General features: G+C 39.4%; 19 protein-coding genes and 1 pseudogene. 7 read left to right on the top strand and 13 right to left on the bottom strand.

Going from position 1 to position 20,258, the window contains the following annotated elements:
- Positions 1 to 16: 16 nt before the first annotated feature.
- Positions 17 to 1,246: an allantoate deiminase gene (allC, locus tag IGI42_RS20790; RefSeq protein ID WP_438717957.1), complete on the bottom strand. Its 1,230-nt coding sequence runs from the start codon at positions 1,244 to 1,246 to the stop codon at positions 17 to 19.
- A gap of 145 nt (positions 1,247 to 1,391) precedes the next feature.
- On the opposite strand from allC, the gene IGI42_RS20785 reads away from it, so the two are divergent.
- On the top strand, positions 1,392 to 2,225 hold the full coding sequence (locus IGI42_RS20785; RefSeq protein ID WP_438717956.1) for an alpha/beta hydrolase: 834 nt from the start codon (positions 1,392 to 1,394) through the stop codon (positions 2,223 to 2,225).
- 57 nt (positions 2,226 to 2,282) lie between these two features.
- On the opposite strand, the gene IGI42_RS20780 is transcribed toward IGI42_RS20785, so the two are convergent.
- Positions 2,283 to 3,560: an MFS transporter gene (locus tag IGI42_RS20780; RefSeq protein WP_438717955.1), complete on the bottom strand. Its 1,278-nt coding sequence runs from the start codon at positions 3,558 to 3,560 to the stop codon at positions 2,283 to 2,285.
- A gap of 222 nt (positions 3,561 to 3,782) precedes the next feature.
- Here IGI42_RS20780 and IGI42_RS20775 point away from each other — a divergent pair, with 222 nt between their 5' ends.
- Positions 3,783 to 4,475 carry a carbonic anhydrase family protein gene (locus IGI42_RS20775; protein ID WP_438717954.1) on the top strand — a complete coding sequence of 231 codons (693 nt, stop codon included), beginning with the start codon at positions 3,783 to 3,785 and terminating at the stop codon, positions 4,473 to 4,475.
- Between the two features lie 453 nt (positions 4,476 to 4,928).
- Here the strand turns inward: IGI42_RS20775 and IGI42_RS20770 are convergent, their stop codons facing one another.
- The 8 genes from IGI42_RS20770 to IGI42_RS20735 all read right to left on the bottom strand — a co-directional run bounded on the left by IGI42_RS20770 (position 4,929) and on the right by IGI42_RS20735 (position 12,552).
- Positions 4,929 to 5,291 (bottom strand): cupin domain-containing protein, encoded by a 363-nt coding sequence (locus IGI42_RS20770; RefSeq protein WP_438717953.1) that lies wholly within the window; start codon positions 5,289 to 5,291, stop codon positions 4,929 to 4,931.
- A gap of 17 nt (positions 5,292 to 5,308) precedes the next feature.
- The gene (locus tag IGI42_RS20765) at positions 5,309 to 6,436 is read right to left on the bottom strand and encodes a glycerate kinase family protein (RefSeq protein ID WP_438717952.1); all 1,128 of its coding nucleotides are present in this window, start codon (positions 6,434 to 6,436) and stop codon (positions 5,309 to 5,311) included.
- Positions 6,437 to 6,453: 17 nt separating this feature from the next.
- Complete coding sequence (locus IGI42_RS20760; protein ID WP_438717951.1) at positions 6,454 to 7,410, bottom strand: D-2-hydroxyacid dehydrogenase; 957 nt, start codon at positions 7,408 to 7,410, stop codon at positions 6,454 to 6,456.
- Between the two features lie 14 nt (positions 7,411 to 7,424).
- Complete coding sequence (locus IGI42_RS20755; RefSeq protein ID WP_438717949.1) at positions 7,425 to 8,327, bottom strand: sugar phosphate isomerase/epimerase family protein; 903 nt, start codon at positions 8,325 to 8,327, stop codon at positions 7,425 to 7,427.
- A gap of 96 nt (positions 8,328 to 8,423) precedes the next feature.
- Positions 8,424 to 10,103 (bottom strand): thiamine pyrophosphate-dependent enzyme, encoded by a 1,680-nt coding sequence (locus IGI42_RS20750; protein WP_438717948.1) that lies wholly within the window; start codon positions 10,101 to 10,103, stop codon positions 8,424 to 8,426.
- 362 nt (positions 10,104 to 10,465) lie between these two features.
- Complete coding sequence (locus tag IGI42_RS20745; protein ID WP_438717947.1) at positions 10,466 to 11,068, bottom strand: ribonuclease H1 domain-containing protein; 603 nt, start codon at positions 11,066 to 11,068, stop codon at positions 10,466 to 10,468.
- A gap of 380 nt (positions 11,069 to 11,448) precedes the next feature.
- A complete protein-coding gene (locus IGI42_RS20740; RefSeq protein ID WP_438717946.1) occupies positions 11,449 to 11,946 on the bottom strand; it encodes a GyrI-like domain-containing protein in 498 nt (165 codons plus the stop codon).
- A 255-nt stretch (positions 11,947 to 12,201) separates the two neighbouring features.
- Positions 12,202 to 12,552 (bottom strand): hypothetical protein, encoded by a 351-nt coding sequence (locus tag IGI42_RS20735; protein WP_438717945.1) that lies wholly within the window; start codon positions 12,550 to 12,552, stop codon positions 12,202 to 12,204.
- Between the two features lie 325 nt (positions 12,553 to 12,877).
- On the opposite strand from IGI42_RS20735, the gene IGI42_RS20730 reads away from it, so the two are divergent.
- Both IGI42_RS20730 and IGI42_RS20725 read left to right on the top strand, forming a co-directional pair.
- The gene (locus IGI42_RS20730; protein WP_438717943.1) at positions 12,878 to 13,090 is read left to right on the top strand and encodes a hypothetical protein; all 213 of its coding nucleotides are present in this window, start codon (positions 12,878 to 12,880) and stop codon (positions 13,088 to 13,090) included.
- Between the two features lie 123 nt (positions 13,091 to 13,213).
- The gene (locus IGI42_RS20725) at positions 13,214 to 13,861 is read left to right on the top strand and encodes a CatA-like O-acetyltransferase (RefSeq protein ID WP_438717942.1); all 648 of its coding nucleotides are present in this window, start codon (positions 13,214 to 13,216) and stop codon (positions 13,859 to 13,861) included.
- Between the two features lie 279 nt (positions 13,862 to 14,140).
- Here the strand turns inward: IGI42_RS20725 and IGI42_RS20720 are convergent, their stop codons facing one another.
- The 3 genes from IGI42_RS20720 to IGI42_RS20710 form a co-directional block, all read right to left on the bottom strand.
- Entirely contained in the window at positions 14,141 to 14,539 is a 399-nt protein-coding gene (locus IGI42_RS20720; protein ID WP_438717941.1) for a hypothetical protein, read from the bottom strand.
- 215 nt (positions 14,540 to 14,754) lie between these two features.
- Positions 14,755 to 16,260 (bottom strand): helix-turn-helix domain-containing protein, encoded by a 1,506-nt coding sequence (locus IGI42_RS20715; RefSeq protein WP_438717940.1) that lies wholly within the window; start codon positions 16,258 to 16,260, stop codon positions 14,755 to 14,757.
- Positions 16,261 to 17,176: 916 nt separating this feature from the next.
- Positions 17,177 to 17,533 (bottom strand): hypothetical protein, encoded by a 357-nt coding sequence (locus IGI42_RS20710; RefSeq protein ID WP_438717939.1) that lies wholly within the window; start codon positions 17,531 to 17,533, stop codon positions 17,177 to 17,179.
- A 341-nt stretch (positions 17,534 to 17,874) separates the two neighbouring features.
- Here IGI42_RS20710 and IGI42_RS20705 point away from each other — a divergent pair, with 341 nt between their 5' ends.
- The 3 genes and pseudogenes from IGI42_RS20705 (at position 17,875) to IGI42_RS20695 (ending at position 19,864) form a co-directional block, all read left to right on the top strand.
- The gene (locus tag IGI42_RS20705; protein WP_438717938.1) at positions 17,875 to 18,081 is read left to right on the top strand and encodes a hypothetical protein; all 207 of its coding nucleotides are present in this window, start codon (positions 17,875 to 17,877) and stop codon (positions 18,079 to 18,081) included.
- A pseudogene (locus tag IGI42_RS20700) lies at positions 18,082 to 18,777 on the top strand (lysostaphin resistance A-like protein).
- A 418-nt stretch (positions 18,778 to 19,195) separates the two neighbouring features.
- Positions 19,196 to 19,864 carry a CPBP family intramembrane glutamic endopeptidase gene (locus IGI42_RS20695; RefSeq protein WP_438717937.1) on the top strand — a complete coding sequence of 223 codons (669 nt, stop codon included), beginning with the start codon at positions 19,196 to 19,198 and terminating at the stop codon, positions 19,862 to 19,864.
- Positions 19,865 to 20,258 lie beyond the last annotated feature (394 nt).

Raw genomic sequence — 20,258 nt, 5'->3', positions numbered from 1 at the left:
CTCGCTACCTTCTTCCCTACTCTTTATATGCCAGCTCGTACAAGGCTTGAGCTAATACCTCTACACCTGCGACTAAATCTTCTAATTTTGTTGCTTCTGCCGGATTGTGGCTAATGCCGTTAATGCTTGGAACAAAGATCATGGCACTTGGATAATGTGGTGCGATCACTTGTGAGTCATGTCCTGCGCCACTGTGCATCACTTTGTATTTCATGTTTTTATCTTTCGCCGCTTGCTCCACCTTCGCTACAATTGCATCATCCATTGGTACTGGACTTTCATCCATCCATAAATCAATGTCTAGTTCCAAACCATGATCTTTAGCCACTTGTTTCATGAAGGTTTCTGCTTCTTCAGCAAATTTGTTCAAAACAGCTGCATCGGTGTGTCGGCAGTCCATCGTATATAGCACTTCACCTGGTACTACATTTACTGTGTTTGGTTTTGGTTCTACCTTACCAAACGTAACCACTAAAGGATCTCCTTGAGCTAATGCACGATCAATCACGCCTGAACAAATTTTCGAAAAGCCATATACTGCGTCATGTCGATAGCCCATCGGTGTCGTCCCAGCATGGTTTGCTTCACCCTTTAATTGGAAGGTATAGCGTTTTTGGCCAGCGATGTTGTTAACCACACCCACTTGAAGCTGTTCTTTTTCCAGTACATTCCCTTGCTCGATGTGAATTTCAACAAAGGCTTCTATGTCGTCACGGCGTGTCTTGTCCTCAGGAGCAAAATCAAACCCTTGACGTCGCATTTCATCAACAAATTTTGCGCCGTTGGAATCCTCGATATCTTCAACTTGAGCTTTAGAAGCTTCGCAAACGAAGTTTTTACTTCCCCAAAAGACTGTTGGGAAGCGGCTGCCTTCTTCTTCAGCCATTGAAATGACTTCTAATGAACGTAACGGTTTGCCGTAAGTCTCTAAAAGTTGTTGAATTGCTAGATACGCAGCCATCACACCATATTGTCCATCCAATGTTCCTCCGTTAACGACTGTGTCAATATGAGAACCAGAAAGAATGGTTTTTGACGGATATTTGGTTCCTTCTATGCGGCCAAATAAATTACCCACCTCATCATAAGAGGTTTCAAATCCAATCGCTTTCATTTTCTCTTCAACAAATTTTTGAGCCTCCAACCAAGAATCTGAATAAAGCAAACGTGTCATTCCACCTGTTGGGTCACTTCCTATTTCTGACAAAGCGTTGATATTCTCTTCTAACCGTTTTTCTAAAGCCATTTCTAAATCCTCCTTTAGGTTGTTAAGGTAATTGTAAAGGGTAAATGCCCACGATTCATTGTTCATAAGTGACAAATATCAACCGCCTCTTGTGCTGAACTACCATGAATCCTTGTGTATAATAGCAGTAGAAAGAAGGATTCCTATGAAATCACAAATTTTTATGTATAAACAATTTGATACCCTGCCGCTTGAGTTGACTTTTTATCCTCAGCAGACCAAGCAAGAAAATGACGCAACTATTCTTTATTTCCATGGTGGTGGCTTTTTATTCGGCCAGCGTGACGACCTGCCTTATATTAACCAGCTGGTAGAAAATGGGTTCAATGTACTGACCCTTGACTACCCTTTAGCACCAGAAACGAAATTAGTTGAAATCGTCTCGTGTTTAGAAGAAGCGATTGACTGGTTCCTTACTCATTATGCGGACAAGCTACAGTTGAATAACGCTAACTTTTTCTTGTTTGGCCGATCCTCGGGGGGATATTTAGCATCCATCTTAACCGCCAAGGGCTACAAAGAGCAGTTAGGCTTAATTCGTTTCTACGGTTACCATGATTTTGACCACGCTAGCTTCACCTTGCCAAGTCCTTTTTATGGTCGTTATCCGAAGGTCCCACCGATGGAAGCACAAAAAATTATCGGCAGTCAAGCGTTAGCAAAGGATAGTTTACACGCCCGCTTTCCTCTGTATTTGTCTGCTCGTCAATACGGTACTTGGTTAAGTTACTTAGGACCGATTGATGAAAAGTTAGTCGTTGGGAAAGAACGCTTGCAAGATTTCCCGCCAACCTTTGCTGTTCATTGCGACCAAGACCCCGATGTCCCGGTTGAGGCTTCTCGTCAATTGGCTGAAAACAGTCAACACACCCTCTACATTGAACTAAAAGCCAACGAGCACGATTTCGATCGCAAGCCGAACCGCCAAAGCGATCAAGTGTACGACCGTTTAATCACTTGGTTAAAAGCGCATAGCTAAAATTACTCGCTCTATACAAAAAATCCGTTGGAATAAAATGTACCAACGGATTTTTCTTTATTTAACTGGAGAACTTTTAACAACTTCTGAGACATCTTTTCTACTATAGTACAAGCTGATCATATAAAACAGCACCGCACTGATCAACATGATAATGATTGAGATATAAAAACCCATTGTCTTTGTCCCTGATGCATCCGAGATAACTCCGGTGATTGTTGGTGCAAAGATAGAAGCACTTAATCCAAAGAAGTTCGAAACGCCTAAGGTTGTGCCTAAGATCTTTTTATTTGCCTGATCACTAATATAAGAAATCAAAATCGGTTCCACTGCTAATTTCCCTAACAAGCCATACAAAATCAAAGCAACTAGCAAAATCGTTGATGTCGGTGCGGTTACTGTTAATAGCAGCATCGAGGCAGCGCCGATTTCCAAAAGCAAAATAATCAAAATTTTCTTATCCCGATATTTATCCGATATGCGACTGAAAATCAACGCTCCTGGTATAGCTGCAAAAGCCACTAACGCCGAAGAAAAACCGATCGCCAATCCTTGGAAGCCGCGTTCTTCTTGTAAAAAAGTGGGTAACCAAGTCACTACCATATAATAGCCATAACAAGTTCCGAAATAAACTAAGTAGCATACCAGCATTTTCGGTGAAAAAAGTCTGACTTTTCCTTTTGACTCTACTTCTTCGACACGTTCTTGCTCTTGCGTCTTTTTCTTCTCAACAACAGGTGCTTTCACATTTCTTACACCAAAAATAAAAATGACCAACATACTCAAGATTAACGCAACACACAAATACATCATCGACTGCCATGGCAAGCCCATTTTCTTCACTAATAAGCTAGATAGGATCATCCCGAGACCCATACCTACTGCAGAACCATTATTGATAACCGCCGTCGCGACACTTTTTCGTTCTGAGGGAATATTTTCTGAAGATAATGAATAGGCTGCTCCGTAATAACAACCGCAGCCAAGTCCGGCAAAAAGACTCGCACCATAGATTACTTGCAGCGAACTTGTTCTGGAAATCACAAAAGCCGCTAAACCAAATAGAATGAAGCCAGGGATCAGAACTGTTTTCTTACCGAACTTATCCACTAACATTCCCGCTGGTATCTGCATAAAGGTTGATCCAGTAAAATAAAAACTAGAGATCATTCCCATTTGTGTATTACTATTAACGCCTACTGTCTGTTGGATCTCAGAAAACAACGGCGTCAAGGAAGAACGATAAATCCAGATGGTTACCCATCCCATACAGAGCATGACAACTACTCTTAACCAATAGTTCTCTTTTTTTGGTGACGAAACATTTGTATCCATATTTAATCCTTCTCCTATTCTTTTTCCAAAATAGCAATCCTTCATTGTCTTCAACACACTGCTGATCAGTCAGTTTATCTACTTAAAATGTAAACGCTATCTAAAAAATGTTCATTAGATGGATTCAACAAGAATATTCTCTTCTTTGATCAAAATGACTAAATAGATTAAACCTATTGTGAATTATAATACAAGGAAAAAGTACAAGGAGAAGATGTTAACATGGAAGAAATATTTTGGGATTACTCTTCAAATGGCCCGGAGAAATGGCCTGATTTATGCCCGGATTATCATAACGCCTGTGAGAAATATTTGCAGTCGCCGATTGCATTAAGTAAAAACAGAGTGACTGATCGGTGGAAAGCTGATCCCTTGATCTTTGAGTATTCTCCTCAGCAGTTTCTTGTGCAATGGTATTCGCATACCTTTCATTATTCGCCGCAGGATAAAAATAATCGGGTGAAGTTCATGGGTGAGTGGTACATGCTGGAAGATCTGCATTTTCATTTACCTTGTGAGCATACCTTGAATGGAAAAAGCTATCCAATAGAATTTCATTTGGTTCATTATTCTGAATCAGGGCATGTTTTGGTGATTGCCCTATTGTTTCAACATATTTATCCAAATTTCAAAAATACCGATGGTTCACCTTGCCTATCTCTAGGCCTGCACTCTGCTACTTCGAAGATCATAGAGTTAGATCTGAAAAAGTATCTGCCGCAAGATCCGACTTATTATTTATACAATGGTTCCTTCACTACGCCCCCTTGTATTGGCAACGTGCATTGGGTGGTGTTTTCGGAACTGCAGGATTTGTACAGCAGTGAGTTGTTGCTATTTGTAAAAGAAATTGGCTGGAAAGGCAACAATCGACCAGTCCAAAAGCAATTCCAGAAAAGAATTTGGTATTTGTAAAGTAAAGATTTGTGCGGTTCAGGGTGCCCATCCTGAACCAATCCCCGCTTTGTTGTTAATTAAATTTTACCATCAGATAGAGAAGCAAGATACATTATTTTTTTCCAACACCAGCGGATTTATGTTCCTCTTCTTCTTACTAATTTATAACTATGATTAACGACAATAATCTTAAGCTTTGTCGTCATTATTTCTGTTGTTACCTAGTAACCCCCAACCTATGAATGATCTTAAAACTAATTGAAGGTTTAGATTATCGATGGTTGTTCGCTTTCTTCTAATTACTTTTGATTGTAACCGTTCAATTGCTTTTATTCATTGTTAATACACGACAAATAGCACCTCTCTTTTGTCACTTTTGAACAAAAAGAGGTGCTACCTTTCTATTTTAATGATTTTCGATAGCATAAACTAGCTGATCGTTGATAACGCAACAAATCAGTGCCGTCTTATTTAGTCGTGTACGATCAAGTCCATCGGATGCGGTCCAGCAACGCCTACAAAGACAAAACGTTCATCCCCAGTGTTTTTCATCCCATGCTGTTCGCCCGGTCGAGAAATAATTAAATCGCCTTTAGTAATTTCAACTTCTTCATCAAATCCAGGATAGAAAGTGCCTGTACCTTGTACGCAAATCCACAAATCATCTGATGTCGTATGGGAATGCTTAAAAACCGTTTGCCCTGGCTCTAAGCACCACAATGCCCCTGCCGTTTTGTCAGTTTCATAAAAAAAGGTCTTTTTCCCTTCATTTGGATCAAAGCAGGCAATCTCATCTAGTTTAAATAGTCTTTCCTCGATTTTTGATTTTGTCATACGAATCTCCCTTTCTCTTACTTCATTTTTTGGTAAAATCGAAACAATTGTTCAGCTGTTTGACGAATGCTTTCGATCGTGGTTTCTTTTTTCAATGTTTCCTCTTCTGAGGCAATCTGACGAATAATTGGGAAAAAAGCATCAATTCCATGCTTGTTGCATTGACCAACATCCTCAGAAACACTACCGGCAAGGACAATTAACGGTTTATCCTGAGCCATTTTTGCTAATGCTGAGGGGACCTTTCCCATCACGGATTGTGCGTCCAAGCGCCCTTCTCCGGTGATCAGCAGATCCGCCTTTGCGACTTCTTCTGCCAGATTTTTCTCTTTCGCCAATAGTTGAAAACCTGGTTCAATTACGCCTTTTAAGTATGCTAGAATAGCAAACCCTAAACCGCCTGCAGCTCCAGCACCTTCTTTTCCAGCAAAATCTTCCTTCAAATAATCGGCTGTTACTTGGGCAAAATGTGCCAACAGCTGATCAATTTCTTTTACTTCCGTTTCTTTTACCCCCTTTTGCGGACCAAATACAGCCGTCGCTCCTTTATTTCCACAAAGAGGATTAATTACATCGCTGGCGATCACAAATCGACAGCTTTTCAACTCTGGTAAAACCTGCGTATCATCAACTATTTCTATGTGTTTCATTTCACAAATATCTCGATTGGCAACTTTGCCATTTTTTGTTTTAAAGCGATAGCCTAACGCCTGCAGCATCCCGAACCCCGCATCGTTGGTTGCGCTTCCGCCTAAACCAATGATAAATTCTCGATAACCTTCTTCCACCAATTGTTTGATCAATTCTCCTAAGCCATAGCTGGTCGCCAGCCACGGATCAAGCTTATTTTTGGGTACCATAGTAATCCCAGAAGTAGCAGCTACCTCTAAAATGACCTTTTTCCCTTCGATACCATAAACTGCCTGTACCTTTTCACCAAAAGGACCCGTGACCTCAGCGCTTTTCAACTGACCTTGGGTTTGATCAATAAATGCTTCGACTGTCCCCTCGCCGCCATCGGCAACAGGAAGGATTGTTGCCTCAGCAACAAGTCCCGCATCCTCGATTCCTTGTTTGACAGCAGTGCCCGCTTCAAGCGAGCTGACACTGCCTTTAAAAGAATCCATTGCAATCAAAATATTCATGGTCTGTCCTCATTTCTTTATGGATTTACCACATTTTCCGCACTTCCTTGCTGGAATTTCGCTACATTATTCACCGCAATCTCCATTAAACGAGCCCGAGATTCCCGTGATCCCCATGCCATATGCGGAGTAATAATCATATTTTTAGCTGTAAGCAACGGATTATCTGCTTGGATTGGCTCAGTTGACACCACGTCTACTGCTGCACCTCCGACCTTACCAGCATTCAGAGCCTCACTCAAGTCAGCTTCGTTGATTAATGGTCCTCGTGAATCATTAATGATCAGCACACCGTCTTTCATTTTCGCAATGTTGGCTTTGTTAATCAAGCCTTCTGTTGCTGGAAGAAGCGGGCAGTGCAAAGAGATTACATCCGATTGAGCAAATAGTTCATCTAATTCTACTAGTTTAGCACCAGCTAAAGTATCGGCCTTGATCCCTTTATCATTGGCAATCACTTTCATTCCCAACGCTTGGGCGATATGACCAACTTGTTGTCCAATCCGGCCAAAGCCAATAATGCCCATTGTTTTGTCTGCCAATTCCATTTGCGGAGAATTCCAATAACACCAGTCCAAATTATTGGTCCAATCACCGTTTTTTACTGTTTCAGAATGGGCACCAATTTGATGACACAGTTCCAATAACAAGGCAATCGCATATTGCGCAACTGTATTGGTCCCATAAGTTGGGATATTCGTCACGACAATTCCTAAAGCTTTTGCAGCTTCAATATCGACTACATTATAACCAGTAGCTAACACACCCACATATTTAACCTGTGGAGCTTCTTCTAAAATCTCTTTTGTCAATTGAACTTTATTGACCAACACAATTTCAGCATCGCCGATTCGTTCCAGCACATTCTCCTGTGGTGTTCGATCGTAAACTGTTAATTCTCCTAATTGTTCTAACGCGTCCCAGCTCAAATCGCCAGGATTTTCGGTATAGCCATCCAATACAACAATTTTCATCGCAATCTTCCTTTCTAATCTTCCAAAAGTGACCAAGCACGTTCGATCACACGCTTGGTGTTCGCAACAATGATATCGCCATCTTCATGGGGACGAGGTTGAACTTCAAAAGACAAGACCATCGGGTCACGTTCATCCAAAAAGCCTTCGTTTTTAAGCACTTGGAAGAAATCTAATAATTCCGGCACATCATTGGCACTGTCAGGATAACCAAAGCGCGGGTGCAAATCACCGTAGCATTCGCAGCCTTCTTTGACGACATTATTACCAATATGCAAATGAGTAATGTAAGGTTTGGTACATTGGATCACATATTTACTGGTTTCATAGGTTGTCGGAAAATGAGACAAATCGACAATCAGCCCAAAATTATTATGAGTCAACCGAACATCGCCAGCAAAACGAGCCGCTAACGGAGCTGGACCAATCAAGGAACATTTGTCCATGTCATAATCGAAAATTTCCAATTCCACCATCATGTCTTTTTTCACTGCATAAGAACATAGGTTACGAGTTGTCTTAAGTAATTGTTCGTAGGCTTCTTCTTTCGTCTCTTCTGCCCATTTGCCCGCTAAAAAGGCAATTCCTTTAGCACCAAGATAATCCGCTTCATCAATCGCTTCCAATAACGTTTTTTCTGCTTTCAATCGCTCTTCTTCATCAATCGCATTTGGATTTAAGCCCGGTCCCAGCAATCTAGGCTGTGCCCCATAACAAACCCGCATATGACTTTGCGCTAATAAATCTCTAGCTGCTTCTCGTTGACTGTCATCATTAATTTGGGTCATTTCAATTGCATTAAAAAACGGATCGCGGGCAACTTTCGTCACGGTATCTAACAGCTCATAGCGTTGCGGCGGATAACTCATCCATTGAATTAATCCCATATCAAAATATTTATGAATACTCTCTTGCATCTGAATCACTCTTTTCTTTATCAATTTTTTAAGCCTTCGAAAAGAAAGCTTTGTATGCCTTCTTTTCGAAAGAGGAGTTGCATAGTTATTCTTTTATTAATCCGCACTTACAAAAGATTTCACGTTGTCCAAAGCTGATCCCATGTCACACAACTGTTCTTGCACACAGATGGCATCGATCACGTACGTTTTGCCAGAATCTTGCGCCCGTTTGATGGCTGCTTTTAGTTCATCTGGGGTGAAAACCCGTTCGCCCTGACAACCGAAGCCTTCTGCCACTTTGATATAATCCATCGTGCCGTCTTGGTTGTAAGGCATGTCTACCGCATATTCAAAGCCGTAAGCGCCTTTTTGGTTTTGACGAATCAAGCCAAGGTAAGCATTATTCACGATAATTACGATGATTGGTTTCTTGCAAGCAGCCGCAACTGCGATTTCTTCTCCCATAAAGGTAAAACCGAAATCTCCCAGTACCGTTACTGATTGTGCTTTTGGATCAGCAACTTTTGCTCCAAAGGCTGCTGGTATTTCATAACCTAGTGTTCCCGCTCCGCCTGATGGCAAATATCTTCTCGGACGATCAATTTCCTGCAGCTGACCACTCCAGATTTGGGTGATTCCACAGCCTGCTGTAAACATGGTGTTGGCATCAAAACCGGCATTCATTTCATGGAATACCCGGTGAGGCATCATTGGTGTCCCGTCAAAATCCGTTTTGCGTGCCAATTCTTTGCGCGTTTTCGGAAGATCCGCAGCTCTTTGCGGGTTAATTGACCCCAGGTTGCGGGCTTTTGCTTCTGTAGTCAAAGCCTGAATCGCACTTTTGGCATCTGAAACAATCCCTAGATCTGGATCAAATACTTTGCCGATTTGTTTTTGTTCAATATCAATATGGATAAATTTACGGTCTTTCCGATAAACATCCAAGTTTCCTGTATGACGATCGGTGAAACGATTGCCGATACCGATAACTAGATCAGAATCCAAGAAATATTTATTTCCAATCGGCTGGCCTACTTGAATTCCGGCATGTCCAGCGTTTAACGGATGTTCGATCGGCACGCCGCCTTTTGCCATATAAGTGGTGATAATTGGAATTTCCAGCATTTCCGCAAATTGGATCAATTCTTTTTCAGCATGGGATAGGATCACGCCGCCGCCCATGATGATAATTGGCGCTTTAGCTGCTGCGATCATCTCGATGGCTTCTTTGATTTTTGCTTCGTCTGCTTCAATGGTTTCAATCGTTGCTGGCTCATAGCTATCAATGTCAAAATCAATTTCCGTTTGTTGAATATCCAGTGGTAGATCCAGTACGACTGGTCCTGGTTTGCCTGAGCGCATTAGATAGAAAGCTTCTTTTACAATTTCAGGTGTTTTTTCCGCATCGCGAATGCAGAAAACTTTTTTACATACAGTGGCAGCGATGCTTTCCATGTCAACCGATTGGAAAGCGTCCTGCTCCATTTGCCAAGTATTCGCTTGACCAGTGATGGCCAATACTGGGATAGAATCAATGTGAGCAGTATATAGACCGGTTATGAAATTGGTTGCCCCAGGTCCAGAGGTACAAAGCGCAGCGCTGATTTTATGAGAAGCGCGATAGTAACCATCCGCCGCATGCATGCAGGCTTCCTCGTGACGCATACAAAAATGCTCGATTGGTGCATCTTCTAAATATTTGTAAACCGGATTGATTCCAGCTCCCGGAATTCCAAAGGCATCCGTAATTCCTTCTTTTACCATAATTTGAACAATCGCTTCTGCTGCTTTCATATAATCTCCCTCTTTCGTTTCACTATGTGATATCGTGTTTCACTTTATTGTATGTTATCATGCCCTCAGCACGATAACAATGTAAGCGTGACCTTTTTGTCACTCTAATTTGAACTTTGTCCAAACTGAACAAAGAGGAGGGATTTCTCAAACATCCTGTTACTTTGGAAGACAATTAAGTATTGTTCTAATGATTAGGAGCTGGTTATAAATAGAAGGAGAAGTATTTTTTATCGTAAACTACAAAAAAGCCACTACATTTTAGCTATTCCAAAAAAGCCTGTTTGCAAGTATATTTCTTTAAACCTTATTTCCTGCACAAAAAAAAGCCTGAAACATTCAGACTTTTCTTGGTTTCCTATTTATTTCGTTAGATTTATCCGTGTCCCTTTATCAGCTAGCTCATCTGCTAAATCATTCAGTTTGTCACCTGAGTGTCCCTTAACCTTAACAAATTGCACAGTCACATCTTTCGCTAACTCATCAAATAAAGCAACATAAGCTTGAGCAATTGGTGCATTGGCTGCCCATTGCTTTTCCGCCCAAGAGGCGATTCCTTGATAATCGTAATATATTTTAATTTTTTTCACGTCGTTAGCCTTTGCCCATTTCACAGCTTCGATACAAGCGAAAACCTCACCTGCGATTTGATAACTAGATACGTATTTCGGGTCATTCCCACCAAAGGACAACTCTTCGATGATTTGGTCCCCCTTCAAAATAACAACACCTGAGCCATATTGCTGGCGCCCTTTATTAAATGACCCATCCACGTAGGCTTGGTATTCATTGGGAAGTGTCGGGGTATCTTTCGTACTCATATTGACAAAACTTTCGGCCTCTTCCTTCGTTGGAAAAGACTTAAAAATTGCTCCTTTAAAGCCGCTAACTTGTTTTTGGGCTTCCCCCCAAGTGTTGTAAACTCCCGGCTTGCGTCCAATTCGAATTGCGTAAAACTTTGCCACTGATTCATGCTCCTATCTGATTGTAAAAGTAGTCTCGCGTTAGATTATAACGTACCTGCAGCCATTTTGCAGTTGTATTTTCGATAAACTTAATTAGAAAAGCCTGAAATGAATCAGATATCAAATTCCAAAAATGTAGTAGAGCCAAACAAATCCAACTGAGTAAATATCTCCTCGAACAATGGTTTTATTCGTTTCCTTCTATATTATAGATACGCAAACAGCAGAGAATTGCTTTTTTCGTTCCTAAAATAAACAACGAAATGACAGACTCATCCCTCCTCACATTGCTTTTTCTATACCCTCATTCTTTTCATACTCTATCTTTCATTCTCCATTATTTTTGTCTAGTGATTTTATTAGATAGAATAAAACTGTTTCTACTTTCCCCTCACCGGCACCCAAATTTCGACATCTTTTCCTTGACCATAGACTTCCATGTCTGGCCCACCAGATGTCATTTTACCAGTGAGGTATCCACTATTTAATAATTTGTATTCTTTAGATTTTGGCGCCCATTTCGCTACAATGTTAAATTGTGTTTTGCCAGACTTTTCTCTAGTGGTAGGAAAGACCGCCCAACTGTTTGCCGGCACAACCACTTCTTCCAACCCTTTTGGTGTTTCATTCGTCGTTGCAAAACCAATATAGTAATCAAACCTTTTCGGGTCACGTTCGTCTACATTATAAAAGCTGGCACCAATTAAACCAAAAGGCTCGTGATTAATTAATGGTAATAGAGCTGCTTGTTTTCCCGACGCAACAATTTCATTCCAAAATGCCGGACAATCCTTCGTCCCCTGACGTTTATGATTGGTTGATGCGCTTTTATATCCCACCAACTTAAAGCTTTCTAGTTCGACAATTCTGTGTTCCATGCTACATTCCTCCATTCATTTTCTTTACTATAGCAAAAAGTCTTGTTAAGGCTTTTACCATTTTCTGAGCAAAAAAAGAGAATGATAAGCTATTTGCGGCAGCTTTTGTGGCTGATTCAAAGACCCTAAGCTCACACCACTCTCAAAAGGGTGAGAGATCGCCTTGCGAGAACAGTTGAAGCATCAGCTACACAAACAAGCGGCACCAAAACGGCTGCCGCTTGTTCCTATTAGCTATTTAATAAAGAAAACCCTCTACTTAACATCAAAAATAAACTGCACCAAATATCCACCTTCAAAATCCTTATAATACCGAATGGAATGGATCTTTCCTAAGCAGTCGCTGTCAATTTCCTCTTGAAGTGCTGCTTTATAAAAATCACCTTTAAAACTCTTCTTCACGTATTTCTCCGGCATTTTAACCAGATGGGTGCGCTTGTTGCCATCTTCTGACAGTTGGCGTTCAAATTTTTCGATCGGACGATCTTCTACTGATTCAAATAGGTCACCAATTGATAATTGGAAGTTGTCAATGGCTGCCGGTAGTACGTCGCCGAAAAAAACGAGGCCGGGAATATTTTTTTGATTGATTTTTTTATAATTCATTGTTTTCCTCCGTGTCTTTTATCCCTAGTGGGTCCACATCAATTTTATGCTAATGAGTATCCTTTGTATAGGTCTGATTGTTGAAATCCTTGAGAAACTTACCTGAACCTAAATTTCCTAATCGCAAATCTTTGCTGCCTACACATTGTTCATTTTTCTTTGCAACTAAATAGAATCCGGTCTGTACATTCCGCTAAATTTTCGTATGATTAAGTTAAGAATAGCTTATCAGCCATAGTAGACCGAATTCGTAGAACGATTACCAACTCGTTTATCTTGGTTCGATGAATTTAGCTACACCCTGCTTACAAGAAAGGGAACTCCTATGTCACGAAAACGAAAAGAAAGAACCTACACAGTCCTAACCTTTCTAGGCGTAATTGTGCTGATTTTAGCAACTACCACTTTCGATACAATACCAACAGAAGTGAATAATCGCGCTGTATTTTGCGGGTTGGGTCTTATGTTTGGCTCGCTGCTTCACTATTTCACCCGTGAAGACAAAAGAACTAGTGGTGATGAAGACGAAGGAAATTAGGTTTCTGACGAGCTTCCATCTTGGCACAAACCTGATCCGTACTATAAGAAATGAGGTGTTTTTATGAAACAGACAAGTGATGCAGCCTCCTAAAACGAAGACAAATTTTAGGAGGAAAATACAATGAAATTCACTTTAATTGACTTGAACACTTGGAAACGAAGCGAGTATCTGCAGCACTACTTAAATAATCTAAGAAATGTTGTCAGTATGACCGTTGATGTAGATATCACAAATTTATTGGAACAAACAAAGAAAAAAGGTACACGCTTTTTCCCTTCATTTCTTTACATCGTATCAAAAATCATAAACACTCATGAAGAATTTCGACTAAGCTATGACGAAAATGGACAAGTAGGCATATGGGATGAAGTATGCCCTTCCTATATTATCTTTCACCCAGAGGACGAAACACTGACACGGATTTTTACTCCTTGGCGGGACGATTTCAGCCGCTTTTATCAGGCTGTTGCTAATGACATCGATGCAAATCAATCCTTTCGTGGGTTTTCGATCGATGGCGTGCCGCCTAACACCTTTGATGTATCTTGTCTGCCTTGGACGCATTATCGCTCCTTTGACATTCATGTTTTTGATGAAGGAACATACTTGGCACCAGTGATTACTTGGGGAAAATTTGAAGAAAATGGCACAGGCAAATTCATCCTACCTCTGTCCATGCAGATCCATCATGCCGCCACAGACGGGTTCCATATTTGCCGTTTTTTTAACGAAGTACAGGAATTATGCGATACATTCGTTCTCCCTTAAAGCATCCGAGTGTACACGTAGAAAAAAAGAAATAAATTCGCTAAAGTAACTTCATAAATTGGTCACATTTTCTCGTTACTATAAAGGTACCAACAAACAACCCTAACACTTTTTCATTTTTAACTCCTTGCTAGTCGGCCACCCACCGGCTAGTTTTTTTGTGTTCTTAGTAACTGTCGAAAAATTGAACAACCTTCTCGCTACAACAAAAAAACACTAAAAAATCGCTTGATTTTGATTTTCAGTGTCTTTATATCCTCTATTTAGAGCAAAATCGAACTAACTCTTTCCTTCTTTTCTTCTTTTGGGCGGCTGGATTGAGACGATGGTCAGTATCGCTAATAGTATTACTAAAAAAGAAGTCAGACAGAATGATTTAGAAAAAATTTGAGCAACGGGCATCAGCCCGCCGAATGTAGGGAAACAGAACAATTGAGACCCAAACAAAACGACTGAACAGATAGCTAAGTAATCTATATTTTTTCCACTAGACAACAAGAACAATATGATCAAGGTTATCACATAGACATAAACAACTGGATAATCCAACGAGAAGACTTCAAACCCAGAATAATCTAATGATGTTTGATTCAACATGGTTGTTTTGAACCATGGCAAGGGAAGCAACAGAACAATAGAAAAAAATAGGGCAACGGGGAAATAGTTTTTGTACGCCATAAAAGCACCCCTTTTTTGATGAAACTAATGATATATATAATTGTAATTGCTTGTGCATAGGTATACAAATCATCTTTTTTCCTACCGTTAAACTTATTCAATAATTTTACACCGTGTAAATGATCCGAAATCCTCGGAGTAACATCTGGTTGATAAATTCACTTCACTATACAAAAAAACCGGCAAATACTGCCGGTGTGAATCGATCATTCAACTTAATTTCTCAAAGAAAGATCATTGACTAAATTCTGAATACTAATTAACGTTTGCTGAGTAACATAAGGGCCCATAACAATCACTGGGAAATCCTCCGGTAACCCCTCAACTGAACCGGTCGTAATCAAGCCATCGTAATTTAACATTTCTTCGTACATGCCATTTTTACGGTTTACCACGTGTTCAAAACAGAAAATTTTAAAATTCCCCAATACCCTCCGACTAATATCTTCAGCTAGAAAGTCCTCTTCCGTTGGTGTCAAATCGGATAAAAGCAGCAAGCGAACGGTTTGATCATGTTCCACTAACATTCTCAAAGTGCTGCCTCCTTCAGCCGTTAACAACAAATACACGTAGTTTTTCACACAATCGTCTTCTTGATACATGTTGTATTTATTTACGAATCTTTGGACAATTTCTGATACACGTTTAATTGGTTTTTTATACATGACTGAGGCCATAGCTAAGAAGGTATCACGACTGCGGCGCAAGATGGACACGAAGGCACCTTTGCGATTATATAAATAAAAGTCGTTCACTAATACGGTGGTTACATCGATTAATGCTCGCTGGTCTAGTTTTCCACCCGTTAGCTTGTTAAATTCCTCCACCAATTCAAAATGTCGCTGATACATGATCTGATAGCGTGGATTATCCGACAAAGCCATATTCCGATGCTTTATACTGAAAATCACCGCGTCGGCATAAATCGGCCACATACAATCTCGCACAACTTCATCAGACAATTGAATATGAAATAGATCCTGAGTTGTCTTATTGAGTCCCTCGTAGTATTCCGTATCCGGCAGAATAAATCCGCCTTTTCGCAGTTCATTTTTCGGATAATCGTGACCATTTTTTTTGCGCCACAGGCTGATATAAATCGTGTAGATCAGCCGCTTTTGAAAAATATACTTCCGATACAAGCCATTCTTTTCAATAAATTCAATGACAAACTGTTCAATTGAATTGAATTGATCATCTTTTAGCATCGGCAAAATATTTTCAAAGGCATTTTGCTTTTCAATAAAATAGCGATAGTAAAAATGACGAATAACACTTTCTTTGCCCTCAATCCGCAAAGGCCGATAGCATAGCTGCATTCCCGCCTCATCTAGTGCGACTTTCACTTTTTTTAAATAGCGCTGCGTGTTGGATACACTTAAGTATACCCGGTCAGCCAAATTTGTAATGTTGTCGCATTCTTCGTAAAGCAGCTGCTCAATAATTTGAAATTCTGGTGATTGGATCAATATGTCCGCATATAAGGTACCAATACTAACTCTGTCTTGCACTGACATCCGATACAAGCCTTTGTACTTTTCAATATGGAAATAATGGTATTGGTCGTTTACCCATCTCACATCTTCCAACAAGATCGGCAGTGAACACTCTAACTCACTCATTAGTTGATCACTTGGCATACCATCTTGGTTAAAGTACAATTTTTCAATCAGTCGCATTCGACGTTTATTACTCATTCCGAGAATATCCCGAAAGTTCATCTCTATCCCCTCCTGTATACGCTATCACTCTAAGCAAAAAAGGATACTTACTTTTTTCTAACACGGTTGAATAACTATAACCCTCTTTTTATAATACTATTTTCCCACTTACAATTATATCTAGTTAGAAGATTGTTACTAAAAGCCATCCTGTTGTCATTCAGTTGCTACCAATAAAACCGAATTTACTTAATCTAGTGTACATTATTGTTATAAATATATTTTCTCATAAATAGTAGAGCAATTTCAATACCTATATTTTACAAGATTTGAAACAAATGCCGATTGAAAGCTACGTACTTATGTTCAAGATCTAAAAGATTCTAAATAACTAAGACCTTTTTTTCACGGTATAGAAAGATCACCTGTATTTTTACTGAATTCCGAGTTTTATTGCCCCATTTTACAAAAAAAGATTGTAAACAGAGTTTTCCCGCAATAAACTCTGTTTACAACCTAATTTCTTACACTATCTGAAAAATCATAGTCACTGTATCACTAATTTCTTGATTGCTTCACTTTTTTTAAAAACAGTAATATAGCCAAATTCGTTCCACCAACAATCAGCCCCCGTATCAAAGCATTCCAAAAGTTAGAATCAACAAACCGTAAATCCCAATAGGCCATAAAAGTCATGATCAAAAATGTTGCTGCGACGATAAGAAAGGCTTCGCAAACTCGCTCAGCTTTGGAGCACTAAGACTAAAATTGGGATAAACTGCTCCTCAAGTTTCTCCCAATTTTCTCTTAGTGCCGACAAAGTTAGTTTGTGAAGCCGGACACCCTTAACATTGTTTTACAAGTATTTTAATTGTGAAAAAAATCCAGTGTATGAAGTGATTTCATTTGTGACCAACTCCTTGCCTATCAAATAAATTGTGAGCTGCAGCTTTACGCTGTATTCCAAACAAATGGATTATCCTGATGTCCAATCACGAGTCATGAAGAAAATACCTAAAATCAAAAAGTATACGATCACACCACATGTAGCAAAGATGAACGCCTCTAATAAATCAATCGATAAGATCCCTATACCCACACCTGTGACAACCGCTGCATTCGCATTCGAGCCAGCCGATTGGCTTGCCCCATAAAAATAAGGAGAACCCGTCACAATTTCGTAAATCAAGTAACCCAAGCCGATCAAAACAATGACACTCCCACCCCACCTCAGCAATTGACTAGTAGGGCTCTCAATTATGATCCATTTTGCAACATACGTTAGAAAAGACACAATGTAAACGGTGAGGACTCTTAATAAGTGCTTATTCATCGTAACCCCTTCTTTCTTTGATTTGAACTTCTATTATCATTTTCCCTACTTAATTGCACTTGGTATCCCTTTTAATTATAAATTGCCTGTTCCATCGTGCACAAACCAAGATTCTAACCATCGATAAACTCCTTCAATAATTATAGGAACCATTAATATTTCGAATAGTTTCAACAAATGAAGCAGAATAAATCGAATAAACCTCTTTCTTACTCTTTGTTTTATCCTATAATAGAAAAAAGATGGTCTCCCTATCATGGTTAAATTGAGTAATTTTGGAGGTCTTAGTACCGGTAATCTTCAGCTGTATAAGTGGTAGAGAAAAAGAAAGGAGGAAAAAGATGCGTGTGAACGTCAATTTCAATAACTATCGAAAAAGCTCCCTGGTTGCGGGAACTTTACTTATGTTCTTTTTTATAGAGATGACCCGACATAGCTTCAGCTGGTTGTTAGGTCTGGCCATTTCTATCGGTTTAGGGTTGCTGCTAAGTTTTGTGGTAGAAAATGGGTGGACTCTTTTCACGATCAAGAAAGGCGGCGCTAGCTAAATGGACATGGAATACAAGAATACAGTTAGCAGGTTTGAAATAAAACAAGGCGTAAGTGCTGTTATATTAGTATTTATTACTACTTTGTTAGGTTATTTGCACGGATTGGTTCTAATGCAAGATTTTCCAATCTCTGTCATACAGTTCTTTAATACATTTTGGCCGATCATTGATTTACTAGCTATCTTTCCGTTTCTTTTCTTTTTCAAAGAAAATCTGCGATCTGTTGGCATTACTTCATATAATTTGAAAAAGACCTTGATCACAGGCTTTATAGGTGCTCTGCTGCTTATTTTTATATACCTAGTGCTGGAAAAATTTATAAATGGCTTCAACGATATAAGCTTTCAGTTCAACCTTTTAGAATCGGCATCAACCATAATTTTGTTTGCCTTTGGTTCAGTGTCCGAAGAACTTATTTATCGTGGGTATATTGAAACTAGGCTTCATGGATTAATCAAAAATACTGTTATGACCTCTATCTTGACAGCAGGTATTTTTCTGTTGGCACATTATCCAGTCTTTTGAGCGATCAGCGGTTTTTCTCTTGACAGCTTGACCTTACTGCATGCTTTCTTGATCGTAGTGCTGCACTTCTTTTTATCATTTACTTACAGAAAAACAGGGTCAATCTGGGGTGCAATGTTGCTGCATTTCCTCTACAATCTTGCCACAGCCTCTCTGATAATTAGCTAATGAAAATGGTTGAACGATGCGTGCAACAAGCATATACTTAAAAGATACTTTGTACCATTGAAAAGGAGGCAGGGTTTTGACTTTAAAGCAAGCAAATCGAGGAATACTTATTACTTCACTTGTTCTATTATTCTTTTTCGGTCTTTCTTTGTATACAGGTAGTTGGCGTTTTTTAGTAGCCGCATCCGGCTCTTTCGCTGTACTTATGTATCACATTGCGGGCAGAGTTACCGCAACTCGAAGAAATTAGTCGCCTACTTTAACGTTAGTCTCTTCATTGAGACTTTTTTTATTGCCTATTTTTCTGTTCTTTCCGTTATTCCCCTAAAATCAGTTTTTTTATCGATTATATTTTTTCATATTTCAAGTTAACGAAACAAATAATATCGTTTATAATCAGAACAAAGGAGGGATTTATATGTTAAAGAAAATTGAAAGTTACAAAATCAACAAAAATGGTCTTATTGCTACACCTTTTCTTCTTCTGTTAGCCTTTATGGGGCGTAGAGCCTTGGGCATGCAGATTAGTTGGATTTGCTTGCCGCTGTTTTCTTCCATTGCCCTGATTCTTCAATTCGGTTTCGAACCTTTTAAAACCTTCTTTACCCCCATGAAAAAAGGGAGTAAAAAAATTGTTCTCCTGTATATTCTCATTCTCTTGGTTCTTGCCACTGCTCTTGCTAAACTGGGCGTTTCTTTTTTTCACATCCAAACAGCATCAAATGCTCGAGTAGACGGTGGGCTTCAGGAAAATGCCCTGTTATTCTTTCTAACTTCATGGGTCTCAATTATAGGTGAAGAATTATTTATCGCTGCTATTGTGTTTCCTTTGTATCATTATCTAAAGAAAAAATTCTCTACCAATAAGGCTTTTGCCTTGGCTAGTCTGCTTAGTGGTCTTGTTTTCGGTATGATTCACTTACCGGTCTACTCTTGGAACCTCTATCAATGTTTTGTAATTGTAGGCTTAATGAGAATCCCTCTTAATTACGTCTGGAAGAAAACAGATAGTTTACGCGGGGGTATCTATACCCATATTATCTATGACTATATCGGATTTTTCATACAACTTATTTCATTATTCTAAAACCCTTGCTTCCAACTTTCCTATAATTTGATGGTTTTCTATAACTAATGATACTTGGAAAAGCTAACAAAAAACTCTTATTCGATCATTCCTTTCCATAAAATATTGAGTTAGCAGAACGGCTCATGTAACCCATTTGAGCATTTGAACGATATACTATAATTAAATGAATAACTTTTCAGGAGGACTCATGACAGCAAACCACGTCCATCAATTTTCTCTGCATATGTTAATTATACTGGGGTTGGTTTTATTCATCTCGCTAGTACTTCGTTATAATCACGGGCTTTTTTTAGCACGAACAACCTACAAGCTAAAAAAGTACAGATATGATTCTGCACATAGATCAGAACGAGAACTTGGAAATAAAGTCAGTTCTATTGGAATTAAAATA

The organism is Enterococcus sp. AZ109, from assembly GCF_051714625.1.
Classification (GTDB): domain Bacteria; phylum Bacillota; class Bacilli; order Lactobacillales; family Enterococcaceae; genus Enterococcus_A.
The sequence above is the reverse complement of the archived record's forward strand: the minus strand, read 5'-3'. Positions and strand labels throughout refer to the sequence as shown.

Bases quoted from the DNA above. Each gene is read 5' to 3' on its own strand.
- allC (WP_438717957.1), bottom strand. From the start codon at position 1,246: ATGGCTTTAGAAAAACGGTTAGAAGAGAATATCAACGCTTTGTCAGAA.
- IGI42_RS20785 (WP_438717956.1), top strand. From the start codon at position 1,392: ATGAAATCACAAATTTTTATGTATAAACAATTTGATACCCTGCCGCTT.
- IGI42_RS20780 (WP_438717955.1), bottom strand. From the start codon at position 3,560: ATGGATACAAATGTTTCGTCACCAAAAAAAGAGAACTATTGGTTAAGA.
- IGI42_RS20775 (WP_438717954.1), top strand. From the start codon at position 3,783: ATGGAAGAAATATTTTGGGATTACTCTTCAAATGGCCCGGAGAAATGG.
- IGI42_RS20770 (WP_438717953.1), bottom strand. From the start codon at position 5,291: ATGACAAAATCAAAAATCGAGGAAAGACTATTTAAACTAGATGAGATT.
- IGI42_RS20765 (WP_438717952.1), bottom strand. From the start codon at position 6,436: ATGAATATTTTGATTGCAATGGATTCTTTTAAAGGCAGTGTCAGCTCG.
- IGI42_RS20760 (WP_438717951.1), bottom strand. From the start codon at position 7,410: ATGAAAATTGTTGTATTGGATGGCTATACCGAAAATCCTGGCGATTTG.
- IGI42_RS20755 (WP_438717949.1), bottom strand. From the start codon at position 8,327: ATGCAAGAGAGTATTCATAAATATTTTGATATGGGATTAATTCAATGG.
- IGI42_RS20750 (WP_438717948.1), bottom strand. From the start codon at position 10,103: ATGAAAGCAGCAGAAGCGATTGTTCAAATTATGGTAAAAGAAGGAATT.
- IGI42_RS20740 (WP_438717946.1), bottom strand. From the start codon at position 11,946: ATGGAACACAGAATTGTCGAACTAGAAAGCTTTAAGTTGGTGGGATAT.
- IGI42_RS20735 (WP_438717945.1), bottom strand. From the start codon at position 12,552: ATGAATTATAAAAAAATCAATCAAAAAAATATTCCCGGCCTCGTTTTT.
- IGI42_RS20730 (WP_438717943.1), top strand. From the start codon at position 12,878: ATGTCACGAAAACGAAAAGAAAGAACCTACACAGTCCTAACCTTTCTA.
- IGI42_RS20725 (WP_438717942.1), top strand. From the start codon at position 13,214: ATGAAATTCACTTTAATTGACTTGAACACTTGGAAACGAAGCGAGTAT.
- IGI42_RS20720 (WP_438717941.1), bottom strand. From the start codon at position 14,539: ATGGCGTACAAAAACTATTTCCCCGTTGCCCTATTTTTTTCTATTGTT.
- IGI42_RS20715 (WP_438717940.1), bottom strand. From the start codon at position 16,260: ATGAACTTTCGGGATATTCTCGGAATGAGTAATAAACGTCGAATGCGA.
- IGI42_RS20710 (WP_438717939.1), bottom strand. From the start codon at position 17,533: ATGAATAAGCACTTATTAAGAGTCCTCACCGTTTACATTGTGTCTTTT.
- IGI42_RS20705 (WP_438717938.1), top strand. From the start codon at position 17,875: ATGCGTGTGAACGTCAATTTCAATAACTATCGAAAAAGCTCCCTGGTT.
- IGI42_RS20695 (WP_438717937.1), top strand. From the start codon at position 19,196: ATGTTAAAGAAAATTGAAAGTTACAAAATCAACAAAAATGGTCTTATT.